At 59.3% G+C, this 15,281-nt stretch carries 12 protein-coding genes; 8 read left to right on the top strand and 4 right to left on the bottom strand.

What is annotated here, in order from left to right:
- Positions 1-3: 3 nt before the first annotated feature.
- The 4 genes from B3527_RS11040 (at position 4) to B3527_RS11025 (ending at position 5,125) form a co-directional block, all read left to right on the top strand.
- Complete coding sequence (locus tag B3527_RS11040) at positions 4-864, top strand: heme-dependent oxidative N-demethylase family protein (RefSeq protein WP_290479899.1); 861 nt, start codon at positions 4-6, stop codon at positions 862-864.
- Positions 865-1,302, top strand: a complete 438-nt coding sequence (locus B3527_RS11035) for an EVE domain-containing protein (RefSeq protein ID WP_206991266.1) — start codon at positions 865-867, stop codon at positions 1,300-1,302.
- 123 nt (positions 1,303-1,425) lie between these two features.
- Positions 1,426-4,158, top strand: a complete 2,733-nt coding sequence (locus tag B3527_RS11030; protein WP_290479898.1) for a beta-glucosidase family protein — start codon at positions 1,426-1,428, stop codon at positions 4,156-4,158.
- A 382-nt stretch (positions 4,159-4,540) separates the two neighbouring features.
- Positions 4,541-5,125, top strand: a complete 585-nt coding sequence (locus B3527_RS11025) for a TetR/AcrR family transcriptional regulator (protein ID WP_290479897.1) — start codon at positions 4,541-4,543, stop codon at positions 5,123-5,125.
- Positions 5,126-5,141: 16 nt separating this feature from the next.
- Here the strand turns inward: B3527_RS11025 and B3527_RS11020 are convergent, their stop codons facing one another.
- Complete coding sequence (locus B3527_RS11020) at positions 5,142-5,714, bottom strand: 2OG-Fe(II) oxygenase (RefSeq protein ID WP_290481184.1); 573 nt, start codon at positions 5,712-5,714, stop codon at positions 5,142-5,144.
- A gap of 123 nt (positions 5,715-5,837) precedes the next feature.
- Complete coding sequence (gene carA / locus B3527_RS11015; protein WP_290490081.1) at positions 5,838-7,019, bottom strand: glutamine-hydrolyzing carbamoyl-phosphate synthase small subunit; 1,182 nt, start codon at positions 7,017-7,019, stop codon at positions 5,838-5,840.
- A 130-nt stretch (positions 7,020-7,149) separates the two neighbouring features.
- Here carA and B3527_RS11010 point away from each other — a divergent pair, with 130 nt between their 5' ends.
- From B3527_RS11010 to rpoD, 4 genes are all read left to right on the top strand, one after another.
- Positions 7,150-7,662, top strand: coding sequence for a GatB/YqeY domain-containing protein (locus B3527_RS11010; RefSeq protein WP_290479894.1), 513 nt, complete (start codon positions 7,150-7,152; stop codon positions 7,660-7,662).
- 94 nt (positions 7,663-7,756) lie between these two features.
- Positions 7,757-8,524 (top strand): PRC-barrel domain-containing protein, encoded by a 768-nt coding sequence (locus tag B3527_RS11005; protein ID WP_206991262.1) that lies wholly within the window; start codon positions 7,757-7,759, stop codon positions 8,522-8,524.
- 122 nt (positions 8,525-8,646) lie between these two features.
- Positions 8,647-10,554: a DNA primase gene (gene dnaG / locus B3527_RS11000; protein WP_290479893.1), complete on the top strand. Its 1,908-nt coding sequence runs from the start codon at positions 8,647-8,649 to the stop codon at positions 10,552-10,554.
- A gap of 410 nt (positions 10,555-10,964) precedes the next feature.
- Positions 10,965-12,920: an RNA polymerase sigma factor RpoD gene (rpoD, locus tag B3527_RS10995; RefSeq protein ID WP_206991261.1), complete on the top strand. Its 1,956-nt coding sequence runs from the start codon at positions 10,965-10,967 to the stop codon at positions 12,918-12,920.
- A 92-nt stretch (positions 12,921-13,012) separates the two neighbouring features.
- Here the strand turns inward: rpoD and B3527_RS10990 are convergent, their stop codons facing one another.
- Together B3527_RS10990 and ypfJ are read right to left on the bottom strand one after the other, a co-directional pair.
- Positions 13,013-14,302, bottom strand: coding sequence for an O-acetylhomoserine aminocarboxypropyltransferase/cysteine synthase family protein (locus B3527_RS10990; RefSeq protein WP_290479892.1), 1,290 nt, complete (start codon positions 14,300-14,302; stop codon positions 13,013-13,015).
- 51 nt (positions 14,303-14,353) lie between these two features.
- Entirely contained in the window at positions 14,354-15,196 is an 843-nt protein-coding gene (gene ypfJ / locus B3527_RS10985; RefSeq protein ID WP_206991259.1) for a KPN_02809 family neutral zinc metallopeptidase, read from the bottom strand.
- Positions 15,197-15,281: the final 85 nt, after the last annotated feature.

Genomic DNA, 15,281 nt, shown 5'->3' with positions numbered 1-15,281 from the left:
GGCATGCGTGCACCACCCTATCTGCCTTTTCTGGACGGGCCACCCAGCATTGCGCCGGGACTGAAGCCGATTGCCCCCGAAGCCTGGTTGTGGCCGGACACCGAGGCCGCGGTGTGGCTTGCCCCCAAACGTGAATTGATGCGAACGCGCCGATCAGACGTCTTTGCAGCCCATAATGCAGACGCCGAAATGACAGAGGCTGCGACGACTGTACTGGCAGCAACCGGTCCGGCAGTTGGCGACTGGTCCACCCCGCTGGAAGCGGCTTCCGCAATGGTTTCGGATGATCTCTGCATCATGGTGCGTGACGCTGAGGGGCTATGGAGACTGAAGGCCGCGAGCCTCTGCACGCCAACCTATTGGAGCCTCGCCGAGAAGTTTGGCAAGCCGCTTGGCGGACTTCACGCGCCGGTGCCGGGTGGTGACCCAGGCCTTGCGGCGCGTATCTCTCGCATCTTTGATGGGCTTAGGCCGGGCCTCGTGCTGGAACGGTGCAATTGGTCGGTCCAGCCAGGGGATGAGCGGTTCACGCCCAGCTCTGCGCCCCTGAAAGTACGTGCGCAGGCAATGCAAGAGGCAGACGCGCTGGACCAGCTGCACCTGCGCGTGGAACGCCAGACGATCCGGAAGTTGCCGGAGACGGGCGCGTTGCTTTTTACCATCCGTATCGTGATTGATCCGCTGCGCGCAGCGATCTCGACGTCGCACCATGCAGAGGCTTTTGCATCGGCCTGGCAGAGTGTTGATCCGGCCATGGCACGCTATAAAGGCTGGGCAATCTATGATCGTCTGGTTCGGGCTGCACTGGACGCCAGCCTGAATCCGGTTACTTCCAAACGCAGCAGAAAAGACGAGGCAGGATAAATGAAATACTGGCTGTTCAAATCCGAACCCGACGCGTGGAGCTGGGACGAGCAAAAGGCCAAGGGCGATGAGGGCGAGGAATGGTCCGGCATCCGCAATTATCAGGCCCGCAATTTCATGCGCGACATGAAGATTGGCGACCGGGCCTTCTTCTATCACTCCAACAAGGGACTGGAAGTCGTGGGCGTGGTGGAAGTTTCTGCCGAGAGTGCACCCGATTCCACGACAGATGATGAGCGTTGGGACTGTGTGTATCTGCGCGCGCTGGCCGACATGCCCAAGCCCGTGAAGCTGAAAGACGTGAAGGCCAATCCGAAGCTGGAAGACATGAGTCTGGTCACGTCATTTCGCCTGTCGGTTCAGCCTGTGAAACCGAATGAATGGAAGGAAGTCTGCCGGATGGGCGGGCTTGATCCGAAGACGTTGAAGCCGGTCTGACCACAGGTAAAAAAGCCAAAAAAAGCGTCTGGCGTAAAAAATGTTAGCGTGCAACAATACGCCCCAATAAGGGGGTGTATGCGCATGGTCGCCGCCCCTGAGAAACGTCACAGGGAGACCGGCATGGCTATGCAGCGGCATGAAATTCTGAATAAATTCAATCTTCTGGGGGCTGCGGCATCCATCGCACTGTTGACCGGGTGCGCGAGTCTGGACGGACGGGAAACGCCTGCTGAGCTGGTGGAGACCACGGCCGAGACGGCGCCGGTAATCTTGCCCTATATGGACGCGTCCCTGAGCCCGGAAGCCCGCGCCAGGGATCTCGTCAGCCGCATGACGCTGGAAGAGAAAGCCGCCCAAATGTATGACAAGGCTGCCGGCATTCCGCGCCTTGGTCTGCACGAATACAATTGGTGGAACGAGGCCCTGCACGGGGTCGCGCGCGCAGGGCACGCAACCGTCTTCCCGCAGGCAATTGGCCTGGCCTCGACCTGGGACGAAGACCTGATGCTGGAGATCGCCACGACGATTTCCGACGAGGGCCGCGCCAAGCATCACTATTATGCCTCTGAAGATGTGTACGCCATGTATGGCGGGCTGACCTTCTGGTCGCCGAACATCAACATCTTCCGCGACCCGCGCTGGGGCAGGGGTCAGGAAACCTATGGCGAAGACCCGTTCCTGACGGGCCGCATGGCCGTCAACTTCGTCAACGGCATCCAGGGCGATGACGACAAATACCTGAAAGCCATTGCGACAGTGAAACATTACGCCGTCCATTCCGGTCCCGAGCCGTCGCGCCACCGTGACGATTATCACGCCTCTGATGCCGATCTCTGGGAAACCTATCTGCCGGCTTTCAAGATGGCGTTCGACGAAACAGATGTCGGCTCGGTCATGTGCGCCTATAACGCCGTCTGGGGTGCGCCAGCCTGTGGCAGCGAACGGCTGATGGTGGATTTGCTACGCGATGAATTGAAGTTCGACGGCTATGTGGTTTCCGACTGCGGCGCGATTGGCGACTTCTATTATGACGAAGCGAAACATGAGGCTGGCGAAGCGCCCTATGCGGCGCATGACTATGTTGATACGCGCGCCGAAGCAGCAGCCCTGTCGGTGAAGATGGGAACCGACCTCAATTGCGGGGATGGCGAAGGCAACAAGATGGATGCCCTGCCAGACGCCGTGGCACAGGGCCTGATCGATGAGGCCACCATCGACCAGTCGGTTGAGCGGCTCTACACTGCACTGTTCCGTCTTGGCATGTACGATGATCCGGCATTGGTGCCGTGGGCCGATACGCCGCTCGATATCGTGGCGAGTGACGAACACATTGCCCTGTCTGAGCAGGCAGCGCGCCAGTCCCTTGTCCTGTTGAAGAATGACGGCATCTTGCCGCTGGCGCCCGAGACCAAGGTTGCCGTGATCGGTCCGAATGCCGACAATTGGTGGACGCTGGTGGCAAACTATTATGGCCGCCCAACCCAGCCCGTTACGGCGCTGGAAGGCGTGAAGGAAAAGATCGGTGCCGAGAACGTCACCTATGCAGTCGGCTCGACCATCGCGGGCGACAATTACTCCAACTACAAGCCTGTGCCTGCTTCCGCTCTGTTCCATGAGGATGCCGACGGCAATCTCGTGCCGGGCGTGAAGGCTGCCTACTATCCCAACAAGACGCTCGAAGGCGAGCCGACGCTGGAACAGGTCGAAGAGAAGATCGACTTCTACTGGGACCGCACCCCCAGCACAGGCGGTTTGAATGACGAATTCAGCGCGACGTGGGACGGCGTGATCGTACCCGAAGCTGATGGCGTCTATCGTTTCCAGCCTTCGCGCTGGAGTGAGGTCGAGATCAATGGGGAAGCAGTCGGTGAGATGGACGGCGTCGAAATGCAGGCAGGTGAAGCCTATTCGGTCCGTATGGTGCTGAAATTCGACAGTGGCTGGCCGCGCGACCAGCTGGACAAATACGCCTATCTCAACTGGACAGATGTTTCCCGTGACCTGAAAGCCGAAGCCATGGCGGCGGCAGAAGATGCAGACGTGATCCTGTTCTTCGGCGGCATTGATGCCAATCTCGAAGGCGAGGAAATGGGCGTCGAGCTCGATGGCTTCCTCGGCGGTGACCGCACGCATATCAAGCTGCCGGAAAGCCAGGAGACTTTGCTGAAAGCGCTGCAAGCCACGGGCAAGCCTGTCGTGATGGTGAACTTCTCCGGTTCGGCGATGGGGCTGAATTGGGAGAACGAGAATTTGCCGGCCATCGTGCAGGCCTTCTATCCGGGGGAGCAGGCGGGCAAGGCCATTGCAGACCTGCTCTGGGGCGAATTCAGCCCGTCGGGCCGGCTGCCGGTGACCTTCTACAAGTCAGTCGATGATCTGCCGGACTTTGGCGACTATTCGATGGCGAACCGGACGTATAAATATTACGAGGGCGAGCCGCTCTATCCATTCGGCCACGGCCTCTCTTATACCAGCTTCGACTATAGCGGCCTGTCGGTGCCGGAGACGCATGACGCTTCAGAGCCTCTGCCGGTCAGCGCGACTGTGACAAATACGGGCGACATGCCCGGCCGGGAAGTGGTGCAGGCCTATATCCAGCATCAAGACCGGGCGCACGCCGCCATTCCCCAGGTCGAGCTGGTGGCGTTCGAGGTCGTGGAACTTGCCCCTGGAGAAAGCCAAACTGTCAGCCTTACGCTATCGGCAGAGCGCATTGGCTACTACGCGATCGATGGGAAGTTCGTCACACCGCAGGGCACCGAAGCCATCCTCAGTTTGGGCAGTGGTCAGCCCGGCTTTGTTAAGGATAGTGCCATCGAAACCAGTTCTGTTCGCTTTGAGCGGAACGAGTAGTTCTACCTCACAAGTTGATGGATAGTTGAGACGGGCCTGCCTCCAAGCAGGCCCGTCGCCTTTTACATGACAGGTGGACGCCAGTCCTTGCAAACGACTTGCAAAACCCTTTCGATCCTGTAGTGTTTATTACAGATTGTGCGGGGGGATGATTGCCGGAAGTGACGACCTGTGCCGACAAGTGGAAAGACGGTTACGGCGTCAGGCAGTCTGCCCGTTTCCGTAACCGTCCCGCGTCCCACTTTGGCAATGCAGTATCGGAATGCCACCCAGCCTGGTGTCTAGTTGGTGGTACCTTATCGGGAACGAACCGTTCTCGAGCCTCCACATTGGTAATTTTACATACCACTGGTATGTTAGATCGACAACCGAAAAGCTAAACATGTCCAACCGTCGATCCAAAAAGGCCAGTGAGACACGCTCAGCCATTCTGAGCGCGGCGCGGCAACGTTTTACCGATGAAGGATTTGAAGCGAGTCTCTCAAGTATTGTGGAAGATGCGGGGATCACCAAGGGTGCCCTGTTCCATCATTTCGAGAACAAGCAGGCGCTCTATTATGAGGTCTGGCGAACCTTGCAACAGGAAATGAACCAGGACACGCAGGCGGCCGCCGCGGAGGGCCGGTCTCCGGGCGATCCATATTCGGCAATGCTCGCTGGCGCGCGCCGGTATCTGGAGTGGGCCGCGCGGCCCGACTATCAGAGGATTGTGCTGATCGATGGTCGTGCGGCACTGGGACGGGACTGGTATGAGGCTGACTTTGACCTCAGCCAGAAAAGTGTGCGGGTTGGCGTCCAATACCTTGTCCAACAGGGGGCTATAGCGACCGAAAATGCGGCATCTTCTGCAGTCATCCTGCAGGGGGCGTTGAATGGGGCGGGCGTCGCGCTCAGCCGGCAAGTGCCGGGTGTAACAGTCGAGTCGATCTACAACACGATTGAACACCTATTGCGGAAATTGTCCTGATTCAGTTGGCCGTCGCTCAGTCCAGCGGGATCGCGAGCCCATTTATCGCCGGATTTACGCGCCACCACCCTGCAATGCCATAGCGCAGACGCGCTGTTGGCTCGACGGCATGCGGGATCGTCTCCGACAGCATGAACACCACCCCGCCGCCTTCCGGGACAATGCAGGCAACGGGAGAGGCTTCATCGGTCGCGCCTTCAGGCCAGACCAGCAGCGCGCCACCATCGTCTACGCTCCAAGCCTCGTTCAGGTAGACCACGATCGACACGATCCGATTTTTCGCGCCTTCGAAACTATCGAGATGGCGATCATAGAAGCCCCCTTCCGGATAGACGGCGTAGCAGGCTTCGAACTCGAACAGGCCAAGCAGAAGGGTGCGGTTGAGAAACTCCCGCCAGTGTTCAGCCCATTCGGCAAAGGTCAATTGGGCGGCGCTGGAGCCATCAAGCCATGTGATGCGTGTCTTGCGGATGGAGCGGTCGACCTGAAAGTCATCATCGCGCCCGATTCCGGCCGGGGCCAGTGTGGCGTCTGCGTCCAGTCTCTGAATCTCTGCGCGCATGGCGGCCAGCAAGGTATCTGGCAGCAAGCCCGGCTGCCATGACCAGCCCTGGCTTGCGAGGTCTGCGGCGACGCAGCCTAGACGGTTGTCACCCGGTAGGGGAAGGGGAGCGTCCATACTGGGCCGGAATGTCGGGCGCGGTGGCCGGTATCAGGACTTGTGCGCGGCCATCAGGTCCGCAAAGCGCTGGAACAGGTAGAAGCTGTCCTGGGGGCCGGGACTGGCTTCCGGATGATGCTGTACGGAAATGATCGGGCGGTTTTTCACGGCGAGGCCAGAATTGGTGCCATCAAAGAGTGAGCGATGGCTCTCCTCGACCCCCTCAGGCAGCGTGGACGGGTCTACTGTGAAGCCATGATTCATCGACACAATCTCGACCTTGCCGGTGACTAGGTCTTTTACCGGGTGGTTTGCGCCATGGTGACCCTGAGCCATCTTCATGGTCTTGGCGCCAAGTGCGAGGGCGAGCAGTTGGTGGCCAAGGCAAATGCCGAGAATTGGCAGGCCCTTGTTGATGACTGCGCGGATCATGTCGCCGGAACGGGCAATCGTCGCGGCGGGGTCGCCGGGACCGTTGGAAAAGACCACACCATCGGGATTAAGGGCGAAAATCTCGTCTGCGGTGGCATCGCCATTCACGACACTGGTGCGGATGCCAGTCTGGGCCAGATTGCGCAGGATGTTCTTCTTCACGCCGAAATCAACAACGACGACATGGTGTTTGGCGTCGGCCATGTCGCTATAGCCGCCGGAAACCTGCCACAGGCGCTGAGCATTCTCGAAGGGCGCATCTGTATCCACATCTGCGGCGAGGTCGGCAGTTTCCAGGCCGTTCCAGACGCGGGCAGCCTCAATGAGCGCATCAAGGTCGATATTACCGTCCTGCTTGTGGCAAATTGCAGCTTTCTGCATGCCTTGCTCGCGCACGATGCGCGTGATGGCGCGGGTGTCGACGCCTGACAGGGCAACAATATTGCGGCGGGTCAGCCAGTCGCCGAATTCCTCGCCAGACCGCCAGTTGGACGCCGCTGTGATCGGCTCGCGAAAAATCGTGCCGCAGGCCCCATTCGCGCCCGGAATCGAGGATTCCTCATGATCATCAGCATTTGCGCCGACATTGCCCACATGCGGGAAGGTGAAGAGCACGATCTGCGATGAGTAGGAGGGGTCTGTCAGGATCTCCTGATAGCCTGTGATGGCTGTGTTGAAACAGAGCTCACCGACATGTACGCCCTCGGCACCTGCACCTTTTCCCAAGAAAATAGTGCCGTCAGACAAGGCGATAGCTCCCGTGGCGGTTGAGCTGGCTTGCTTTTTGCTTTGTTCGGACATATTTGGCTGGCCTTCCGGGATCGTTGTCAGACGGTTAACTCTCTCCGCCGACATTTTTCCGGGTAATGGGACTGAGTCCCTGCAACGTCAAGCATAGACGAACGTTGCTGGTGTGAAAGGCGTATTTTGAATGGGCCACGAAGATAAATCTGACATGATGACGCTTAAAGCGCGCGTTGCGCAGGCATTGCATGCCGAGCGCGAAAAGGACGGTGGCTGTACCACCCGCCTGTCGACGCTGCGCCTGATTGATGCGGCCATTCGTGACCGTGATGTGTGCGCCCGTGGGCGTGGCGACAGCGAAGGCTGTCCGGATGCCGACGTGCGTAACGTGCTCGAAATCATGATCGCCCAGCGCGAAACAGCAGCCGACGAGCATGATGATGCCGGCCGTATCGAAGATGCCATTCGTGAGCGCGAAGAAATCGAGATTATCCGCAAATTCCTGCCTGAGCCGCTCTGTACGAAGGCGCTTGAAGAGGCTGTTGAAGAAGTGGTTGAAGACCTCGGCGCCAGCAAACTGAAGGATATCGGTCGGTGCATGTCGGCGCTGAAACAGCGCTATCCCGGAAAGATCGAATCCAGCACCGCCGGCAAGGTCATGCGCAAGGCGCTGACATCGAACAAGGCGGCGGCAAAATAGCCGGCGGCCCAGCTGGTTAATTCTGCGAAAGGTTGGAACAAAGGTCGCTAGAGGTCCGTTGGTTGTGCATTGATCACAACGAAAGGACTTTGAAATGAAACGGCTTTTTCTGACTACGAGTGCGGCTGCCCTGATGATGGGTGTTGTGGCCTGTTCGGGCGCTGATACCCACACGCAGACCGCTGAGACCGATACAACGGCGATGACCGAGACCGCGACCTATGATGGCGAGTTCGACACCGAAAATGATGTTTACGGTGACGCGACGACCGAGACCAATATGGCCGAGGCTGACCGCGACGACTATGTGCTGACATCCGGCGAATTCCTCACATCTGAGCTGATCGGCGAAGAAGTCATGGACTCCAATGGCGAGGAAGTTGGCGAAGTTGAAGACGTCATGCTGGCGTCGGGTACGATGGAACCAATGCTGATCATTCGTGATGGTTTTGCCGGTGATCTGCACGCCGTGTCATTCGAGCAAGCCTCAATCTGGTTCGATGAGGAAGGTGAACCTGCTGCGCGTATGGATCTGACCGAGGAAATGCTGGATGACCTCCAGGAGTTCGAGCAGAATGGCATGAACGACTATCGTCTTGCGTCAGAGCTGACTGGCACGAACATCAATCTGGCTTTCAATGACAAGGATGTGCGCGTCACAGACCTGATCATGAAGACAGACGGCCAGGCCAAGTATGCTGTTGTGTCTGATGGCATCGTCGAAGCTGTGACGGACAAACGCTTCCTGATCGATCCATCGAAAATCATGGTTGCCCAAGGCGACAGCGATGGCGAGATCGTCATCGACCTGAGCGAACAGGAATTCAACAGTGCTTTGGGTTTCACGGCTGACATCGACTAAGCCATTTCCTTTGGCATCAAGATCAGGCCCCGCTCGCGCGGGGCCTTTTTTGTGCAATTCCGGTTCCTCAGCAGGCAGGGGAGCGTTCCCCCAATTCCCCATTGAGGCTACACTGCGCCGCTATGAGTTCCCCTGTCCGCATTCCTGATGGCTTCGTCGATGAACTGAAGGCCCGTATCCGGCCTTCGGATGTGATCGGCCGCAAGGTGAAGCTGACCAAGAAGGGCAAGGAATGGGTCGGGCTGTCGCCGTTCACGGCCGAGAAGACACCGAGCTTCTACGTCAACGACCAGAAGCGCATCTTCAAATGCTTTTCGTCCGGCATGGGTGGTGATGTCATCAGTTTCGTAATGGAGACCGAGCGGCTCTCCTTCATGGAAGCGGTTGAGAAGCTGGCCGAAGAGGCCGGCATGGAATTGCCGAAGTCCGATCCGCGTGCCGCCGAAGCCTATGACCATCGCAAACGGTTGCAGGGAGTCTGCGAGGCAGCCGCGTCGTATTTCGAAGAACGACTGCAATCGTCCGAAGGCGCCCAGGCGCGCGAATACCTTGAGGGCAGGGGATTGAAGCCCGCGGCCTGGAAACGCCACAGGCTGGGCTATGCGCCGGATGATTGGCGCAAGACGAGCGCGCACCTGAAGGCCGAAGGGTTTACCGCCGCCGAGATTCTGGAAGCTGGCCTGACCAAGGAAAGCGACAAGGGCGGGGAGCCCTATGATGCGTTCCGGGGCCGACTCATGTTTCCGATTCCTGACAGCCGGGGCGGAATCATCGCCTTTGGCGGTCGCGGGCTGACGCCGGACGCGAAGCCGAAATACCTCAATTCCGGCGACACGCCGCTATTTCACAAATCTCGCGTGCTCTACCGCTACAAGGCGGCCCGTGAAGCACTGGGGCATGGCGAAGGCGGCGGCCTGATTGTCTGCGAAGGCTATATGGACGCCATCGCACTGACCGAAGCCGGTTTCGGACAGGCGGTTGCCCCTCTTGGCACGGCGCTGACCGAGGAGCAGATCAGCCTGCTCTGGCGCGCTGGTCCGGAGCCGGTATTGTGTTTCGATGGTGACCGGGCTGGTCTTGGCGCCGCCTATCGCGCCGTTGACCGCGCGCTGCCGCATGTCGAGCCAGGCCGGTCCTTGTTCTTCGTGCTGTTGCCAGACGGCATGGATCCGGATGACCTGATCCGCGAGCGTGGACCGATGGCGATGGGCGAAGCACTGGACGGGCGAATCGCCCTGTCTGAACTGCTCTGGCTGCGCGAGCGCGATGCCGAACCGCTGGATACGCCGGAACGTCAGGCCGGATTGGAGGCGCGGCTGATGCAGGCTGCAGCCCAGATCAAGCATCCCGGCGTCAAGGCGGCCTATGAGCGTGACTTGCGCGCGCGCATGAAGGATCATTTCTGGCAGATCCGTCAGGCCAAACGGCAGAGTTCCTTTACCAAGGGCAAGCCCGGAGGACGGGGGCAGGGCGGCGCGTCCCCCTATGGAGGCAGCCCATCAACAGGTCCGCAAACCGGCGGCAAACAGAGTCCCGGTGTCCTGTTGCTGATGCAGGCCATTGCCAGTCCTGCAATCTTGTCCGGGATGGAAGAGACGCTGATCGCGGCGGATTTCCGCAATGTAATGTCCAACCGGTTGCGCGACCTGCTCGTTGATTTCCTGATCGAAAACAGGGAGCTGACTTTCGACGCCGTATTGGAATTGCTGGCGCGGGAGGGGCATGAGCGGGAAGTCTCCCAGATCGACATGACGCAGGTGTCGCGGATCAATGTTGACGATCCGGCCTACCGGTCCTGGAAAGCTGCGATCGAGGTGTTCATCCCGGTCGATACCGCCCCATCTGCGGATGACGAAGTGCGGCGTCTCAAATTGAAACGTCGACTGGTGGCCGAGAAGCGTAAGGCCTATGAGGAGCGTGTTCTGGTCGATCAGCAGGAAAAGGCGATGGGCAAGGCGAATATCGGCGATTTCTGGAAACAGTTCGAAGAGAAGAACCCCTGGTTCAAGCCAGATGGCTCCAGCAATTAGGCATCGCGGGTTCAAACGCAGGAAAACCTATTGACCGCAACGCAATCCATGCCCATTTACTGTAAGCAGGGAACATGCGCGCTGACAAACTGCTCAAACACTATCCTCATCTGCCTCTGAACGCGGTTTTTGAACCCGAGGCAAAGGACTGGCCAACGGCCATCGAGCAATTTCTGGAAGACGGACGTTCACACGAGCCTGCTCTTGACCGTGGCATGGATGCTGCGTGCAAGGGATCGACCCTGCCGTCATGTATATGGCACAGGCGTCTTCAGCTCGTTGAGAACCGAACGGTCCCGCGGGACCGCATGTACGAGGCAGCAGGAACAGTCAGCGAAAGCTAACAGGCAGGTATTATTTTGGGAGAGTTCTCGGCAAGCGCAGTCGGGGTCCTCACAGGAGAGATTTGAATGGCAACAGCCACCAAGAAAAAGAACGTCTCCGGCGATGGCGACCGTGATGACGACAAGGACAATGAAAACGGCCTGGTCGATTTCAATGCGACCGACGTCAAGAAAGTCCTGAAGCGCGCTCAGAAGCGCGGCTTCATCACGCATGACGAAATCAACGCTCTGCTTCCCAATGACGAAATGACCTCCGACCAGATCGAGGACGTAATGTCCCAGATTTCCGAGCAGGGCATTGCAGTGGTCGAGAGCGAAGAAGAAGCCGAAGCCGAAGGCAAGGCGCTCACCAAGATTGAAGACAAGAAAGTCGTTGCCAAGAAGGGCAATGCGCGCGGTTCTGACCGCACCGATGATCCGGTCCGCATGTACCTGCGCGAAATGGGCGCTGTTGAGCTGCTGTCGCGTGAAGGTGAGATCGCGATTGCCAAGCGCATCGAGGCTGGACGTGATGCGATGATCCGCGGCCTGTGCGAAAGCCCGCTGACCTTCGAAGCCATGATGGTCTGGCGCGACGAGCTTGTGAACGAGCGCATCCTGCTGCGTGACCTGATCGACCTTGAGGCCACCTATGGCGCGGAAAACCCGCCGCCTGAGCCAAAGCCCAAGGAAGAAGAAGACGAAGCGGACGAGGCGAAAGCCGAAGGCGAAGAATCCTCAGACGATGATGACGACGAGGACGAGGATGATGCTGCGGCAATGTCCATGTCCGCCATGGAAGCCGAACTGCGCGATGGCGTTCTGGCCAAGCTGGACGAGATCGCCGACGATTTTGCGAAATACCGCAAGCTGCAGGACAAGCTCGTCAACCGTCGCCTCGAAGGCAAGGACCTGACGCCGAAGGCTCAGGAAGAGTATGACTCGCTGTCAAACTCGATCGTCGAAAACCTGAAGACGATCCACATCAACAATGCCCGGATCGAAGCGCTGGTCGAACAGCTCTATGCTATCAACAAGAAGCTGATGGGCATGGAAGGCAAGCTGATGCGCATGGGCGATGCCTATGGCGTGCCGCGCAAGGAATTCCTCGAGAACTATTTCGGCCGCGAGCTGGAGCCGGACTGGATCGAGGCTGTTAAAGGCCAGTCGGCCAAGTGGAAGCGCTTTGCCGAAGGCAAGGAAGCCGAGATCACCGAGTCCCGCGACAACATTTCTGAAATCGCGCAGGAAATCGGTATTCCGATCGATGATTTCCGCCGCATCGTGCAGACGGTGCAGAAGGGCGAACGCGAAGCGCGCATCGCCAAGAAGGAAATGGTCGAGGCCAACCTGCGCCTCGTGATCTCCATCGCGAAGAAATACACAAATCGTGGCCTGCAATTCCTGGATCTGATCCAGGAAGGCAATATCGGCCTGATGAAGGCGGTCGATAAATTCGAATACCGTCGCGGTTACAAATTCTCGACCTATGCAACCTGGTGGATCCGTCAGGCGATTACCCGGTCCATCGCGGACCAGGCCCGTACGATCCGTATTCCGGTGCACATGATCGAGACGATCAACAAGATCATCCGTACCCAGCGCCAGATGCTGCACGAGATCGGCCGCGAGCCGACCCCCGAAGAACTGGCCGAAAAGCTGGGCTTGCCGCTGGAAAAGATCCGCAAGGTTCTGAAGATCGCGAAAGAGCCAATTTCGCTGGAAACGCCGATTGGCGACGACGAGGATTCAAACCTCGGCGACTTCATCGAGGACAAGATGGCGCTTCTGCCCGTCGACGCCGCGATCCAGTCGAACCTGCGCGAAACGACGACGCGCGTGCTCGCCTCGCTCACGCCGCGTGAGGAACGCGTGCTGCGCATGCGCTTCGGCATCGGTATGAACACGGATCACACGCTGGAAGAAGTCGGCCAGCAATTCTCGGTGACCCGCGAACGAATCCGCCAGATCGAAGCCAAGGCGCTCCGCAAACTGAAGCATCCGAGCCGCAGCCGCAAACTGCGGAGCTTCCTGGATACATAAGGCGCAAGCGCCGATCCAAGTTTGAAAAAGGCGGCCCGTCGAGGCCGCCTTTTTTTGTTTTTGTTTTTGTTTTTGGATTTGTCGAAGCGTGACTAGCCTGCCGCGTTTAGCGCCTGATCCAGATCTGCGATCAGGTCGTCGGCGTCTTCGATGCCGATGGAGAGGCGGACCGTGTTGGGCGCGGCGCCAGCGGCGATCTGCTGTTCTTCGGTTAATTGGCGGTGCGTGGTGGAGGCCGGGTGGATGACCAGGCTGCGCGCGTCACCGAGGTTCGCGACATGGCTGAACAGGTTCAGGCCGCCGACAAATTTCGTGCAGGCTTCATAGCCGCCCTTCAATTGGACCGTGAACAGCGCGCCCGCACCCTTCGGGCAGATCTTCGGAATACGGTCCTTGTAGGGGGAGGACTCAAGCCCGGCATAGGTAACGCCGGCAACCGCGTCATGACCTTCCAGCCACGCGGCAATTTTCTTGGCGTTTGCAATGTGTTTCTCCATCCGCATGGAGAGCGTCTCGATGCCCATCAGCGTATAATGCGCCGCCTGCGGGTTGAGCGTCATACCGAGGTCGCGCAGGCCGATGGCAATGCCGTGGAAGGTGAACGCGGCGGGGCCGAATGTCTCGTGGAAATTCAGGCCGTGATAGGCCGGCTCTGGCTGGGAGAGGGACGGGAACTTGTCAGAGGCGGACCAGTCGAATTTTCCGGAATCGACAATCGCGCCGCCGGTCACCGTGCCATTGCCGGTCATGTATTTCGTCAGCGAATGGACGACGAGGGTCGCGCCATGCTCGATCGGGCGGCAGAGATACGGTGTGGCCATCGTATTATCGACGATCAGCGGGATGCCCGCGCCATCGGCAATTTCGGCGATCGCGTCGAGGTCCGTGATATAGCCGCCCGGATTGGCGATGGTCTCGCAGAAGATGGCGCGCGTGTCGTCGTCAATCGCGGCCTTCACGGCGTCGAGATCGTCAAAGTCCACGAAGGTGGCCGACCAGCCGAAGCGTTTGAAGGTCTGGCTGAACTGGGTGATCGTGCCGCCATAGAGGCGCGTGGAGGCGACGATGTTGCGGCCGGGGGCCATCAACGGGAACAGCGCCATGATCTGGGCCGCATGACCGGACGAACAGCAGACAGTGCCCGCGCCGCCTTCCAGCGCGGTGATCCGGTCGCCAAGGGCGGCCACGGTCGGATTGGTCAGGCGGGAATAGATATAGCCGACTTCCTGCAGGCCGAAGAGCGCGGCGGCGTGGTCTGCGTCGCGGAAGACATAGGCCGTTGTCTGGTAAATCGGCACCTGACGCGCGCCAGTGGCGGGGTCCGGGTTTGCGCCCGCATGAATTTGCAGGGTGTCGAACCCCATTGGCTTGCCGTCGGTCATGTCGGCTCTCCCTCTTTGAATGGTGTTGTTTCCCCCCGTTCGGGCAGGGGCTCAGTTGAACGTATCACACTGGCGGGGGTCGCCGCTCTCATAACCCCGGGTCAGCCATTCCATGCGTTGTTCGGCCGAGCCATGCGTGAAGCCTTCGGGCGAGACGCGACCGGTCGAGCGCTTTTGCAGCATGTCGTCGCCAATGGCATTGGCGGTCTTCAGTCCCTCTGCCATGTCACCGCGTTCGAGTGCGACCTGGCCATTGGAGGCCTCTGCAGCGCGGGCGGCCCATACGCCGGCATAGCAATCGGCCTGCAGTTCGAGCGCGACCGAATACTTGTTGGCTTCGGCCTGATTACGAGCCTGTTGCTGTGCCTTGCGGACCTGTTGTGAGGCGCCGGTCAGCGTCTGCACATGATGGCCGAACTCGTGTGCGATGACGTAAGCGCGGGCGAAATCTGCGCCGGACGCGCCCAGCTGGGTTTCCATCTGCTGCCAGAAGGAGAGGTCGAGATAGATGGTCTGGTCGGCCGGGCAATAAAAAGGCCCCATCGCGGCCTGGCCATAGCCGCAGCCCGTGCCCGTGCCTTGCGTGTAGATGACGGTATTCGGCTTCTTATAGCCGTCGAGCAGCTCGGCCCAGACATCGTTGACGTTCGTCCCGACAACATCGACGAACTGGCCGGCCTCATCCTCTGGGGTGCCGACTTCGCCGGATTGCTGTTGCTGGCCGGATGACATGCCGCTGCCGGCCTCAAGCAGGGGCTGGGGGTCAATGCCCAGGAAATAGGACACGACCAGCGCGATCAGGACAAAGCCGATGCCGCCGCCCGCAAGCTTGCCGCCGCTCATGCCGCGCCTGTCCTCGACGTTTCCGCCTCTGCGTCCACCTTTCCAGCGCATGTCCCACTCCGTGCAATTGGTTAATCCAGGTAAATATTTGGATACAGGGCGCAGCGTGAGCCGTCACCCCGCAAAGTCATCTGCC

It is taken from the genome of Hyphomonas sp. UBA4505 (assembly GCF_002388685.1).
Classification (GTDB): Bacteria; Pseudomonadota; Alphaproteobacteria; order Caulobacterales; family Hyphomonadaceae; genus Hyphomonas.
This window is presented reverse-complemented; position numbering and strand designations above follow the sequence as displayed.

Excerpts from the sequence above, each read along its gene's own strand:
- B3527_RS11040 (WP_290479899.1), top strand. The coding sequence starts at position 4 with ATGCGTGCACCACCCTATCTGCCTTTTCTGGACGGGCCACCCAGCATT.
- B3527_RS11035 (WP_206991266.1), top strand. The coding sequence starts at position 865 with ATGAAATACTGGCTGTTCAAATCCGAACCCGACGCGTGGAGCTGGGAC.
- B3527_RS11030 (WP_290479898.1), top strand. The coding sequence starts at position 1,426 with ATGGCTATGCAGCGGCATGAAATTCTGAATAAATTCAATCTTCTGGGG.
- B3527_RS11025 (WP_290479897.1), top strand. The coding sequence starts at position 4,541 with ATGTCCAACCGTCGATCCAAAAAGGCCAGTGAGACACGCTCAGCCATT.
- carA (WP_290490081.1), bottom strand. The coding sequence starts at position 7,019 with ATGTCCGAACAAAGCAAAAAGCAAGCCAGCTCAACCGCCACGGGAGCT.
- B3527_RS11010 (WP_290479894.1), top strand. The coding sequence starts at position 7,150 with ATGGGCCACGAAGATAAATCTGACATGATGACGCTTAAAGCGCGCGTT.
- B3527_RS11005 (WP_206991262.1), top strand. The coding sequence starts at position 7,757 with ATGAAACGGCTTTTTCTGACTACGAGTGCGGCTGCCCTGATGATGGGT.
- dnaG (WP_290479893.1), top strand. The coding sequence starts at position 8,647 with ATGAGTTCCCCTGTCCGCATTCCTGATGGCTTCGTCGATGAACTGAAG.
- rpoD (WP_206991261.1), top strand. The coding sequence starts at position 10,965 with ATGGCAACAGCCACCAAGAAAAAGAACGTCTCCGGCGATGGCGACCGT.
- B3527_RS10990 (WP_290479892.1), bottom strand. The coding sequence starts at position 14,302 with ATGACCGACGGCAAGCCAATGGGGTTCGACACCCTGCAAATTCATGCG.
- ypfJ (WP_206991259.1), bottom strand. The coding sequence starts at position 15,196 with ATGCGCTGGAAAGGTGGACGCAGAGGCGGAAACGTCGAGGACAGGCGC.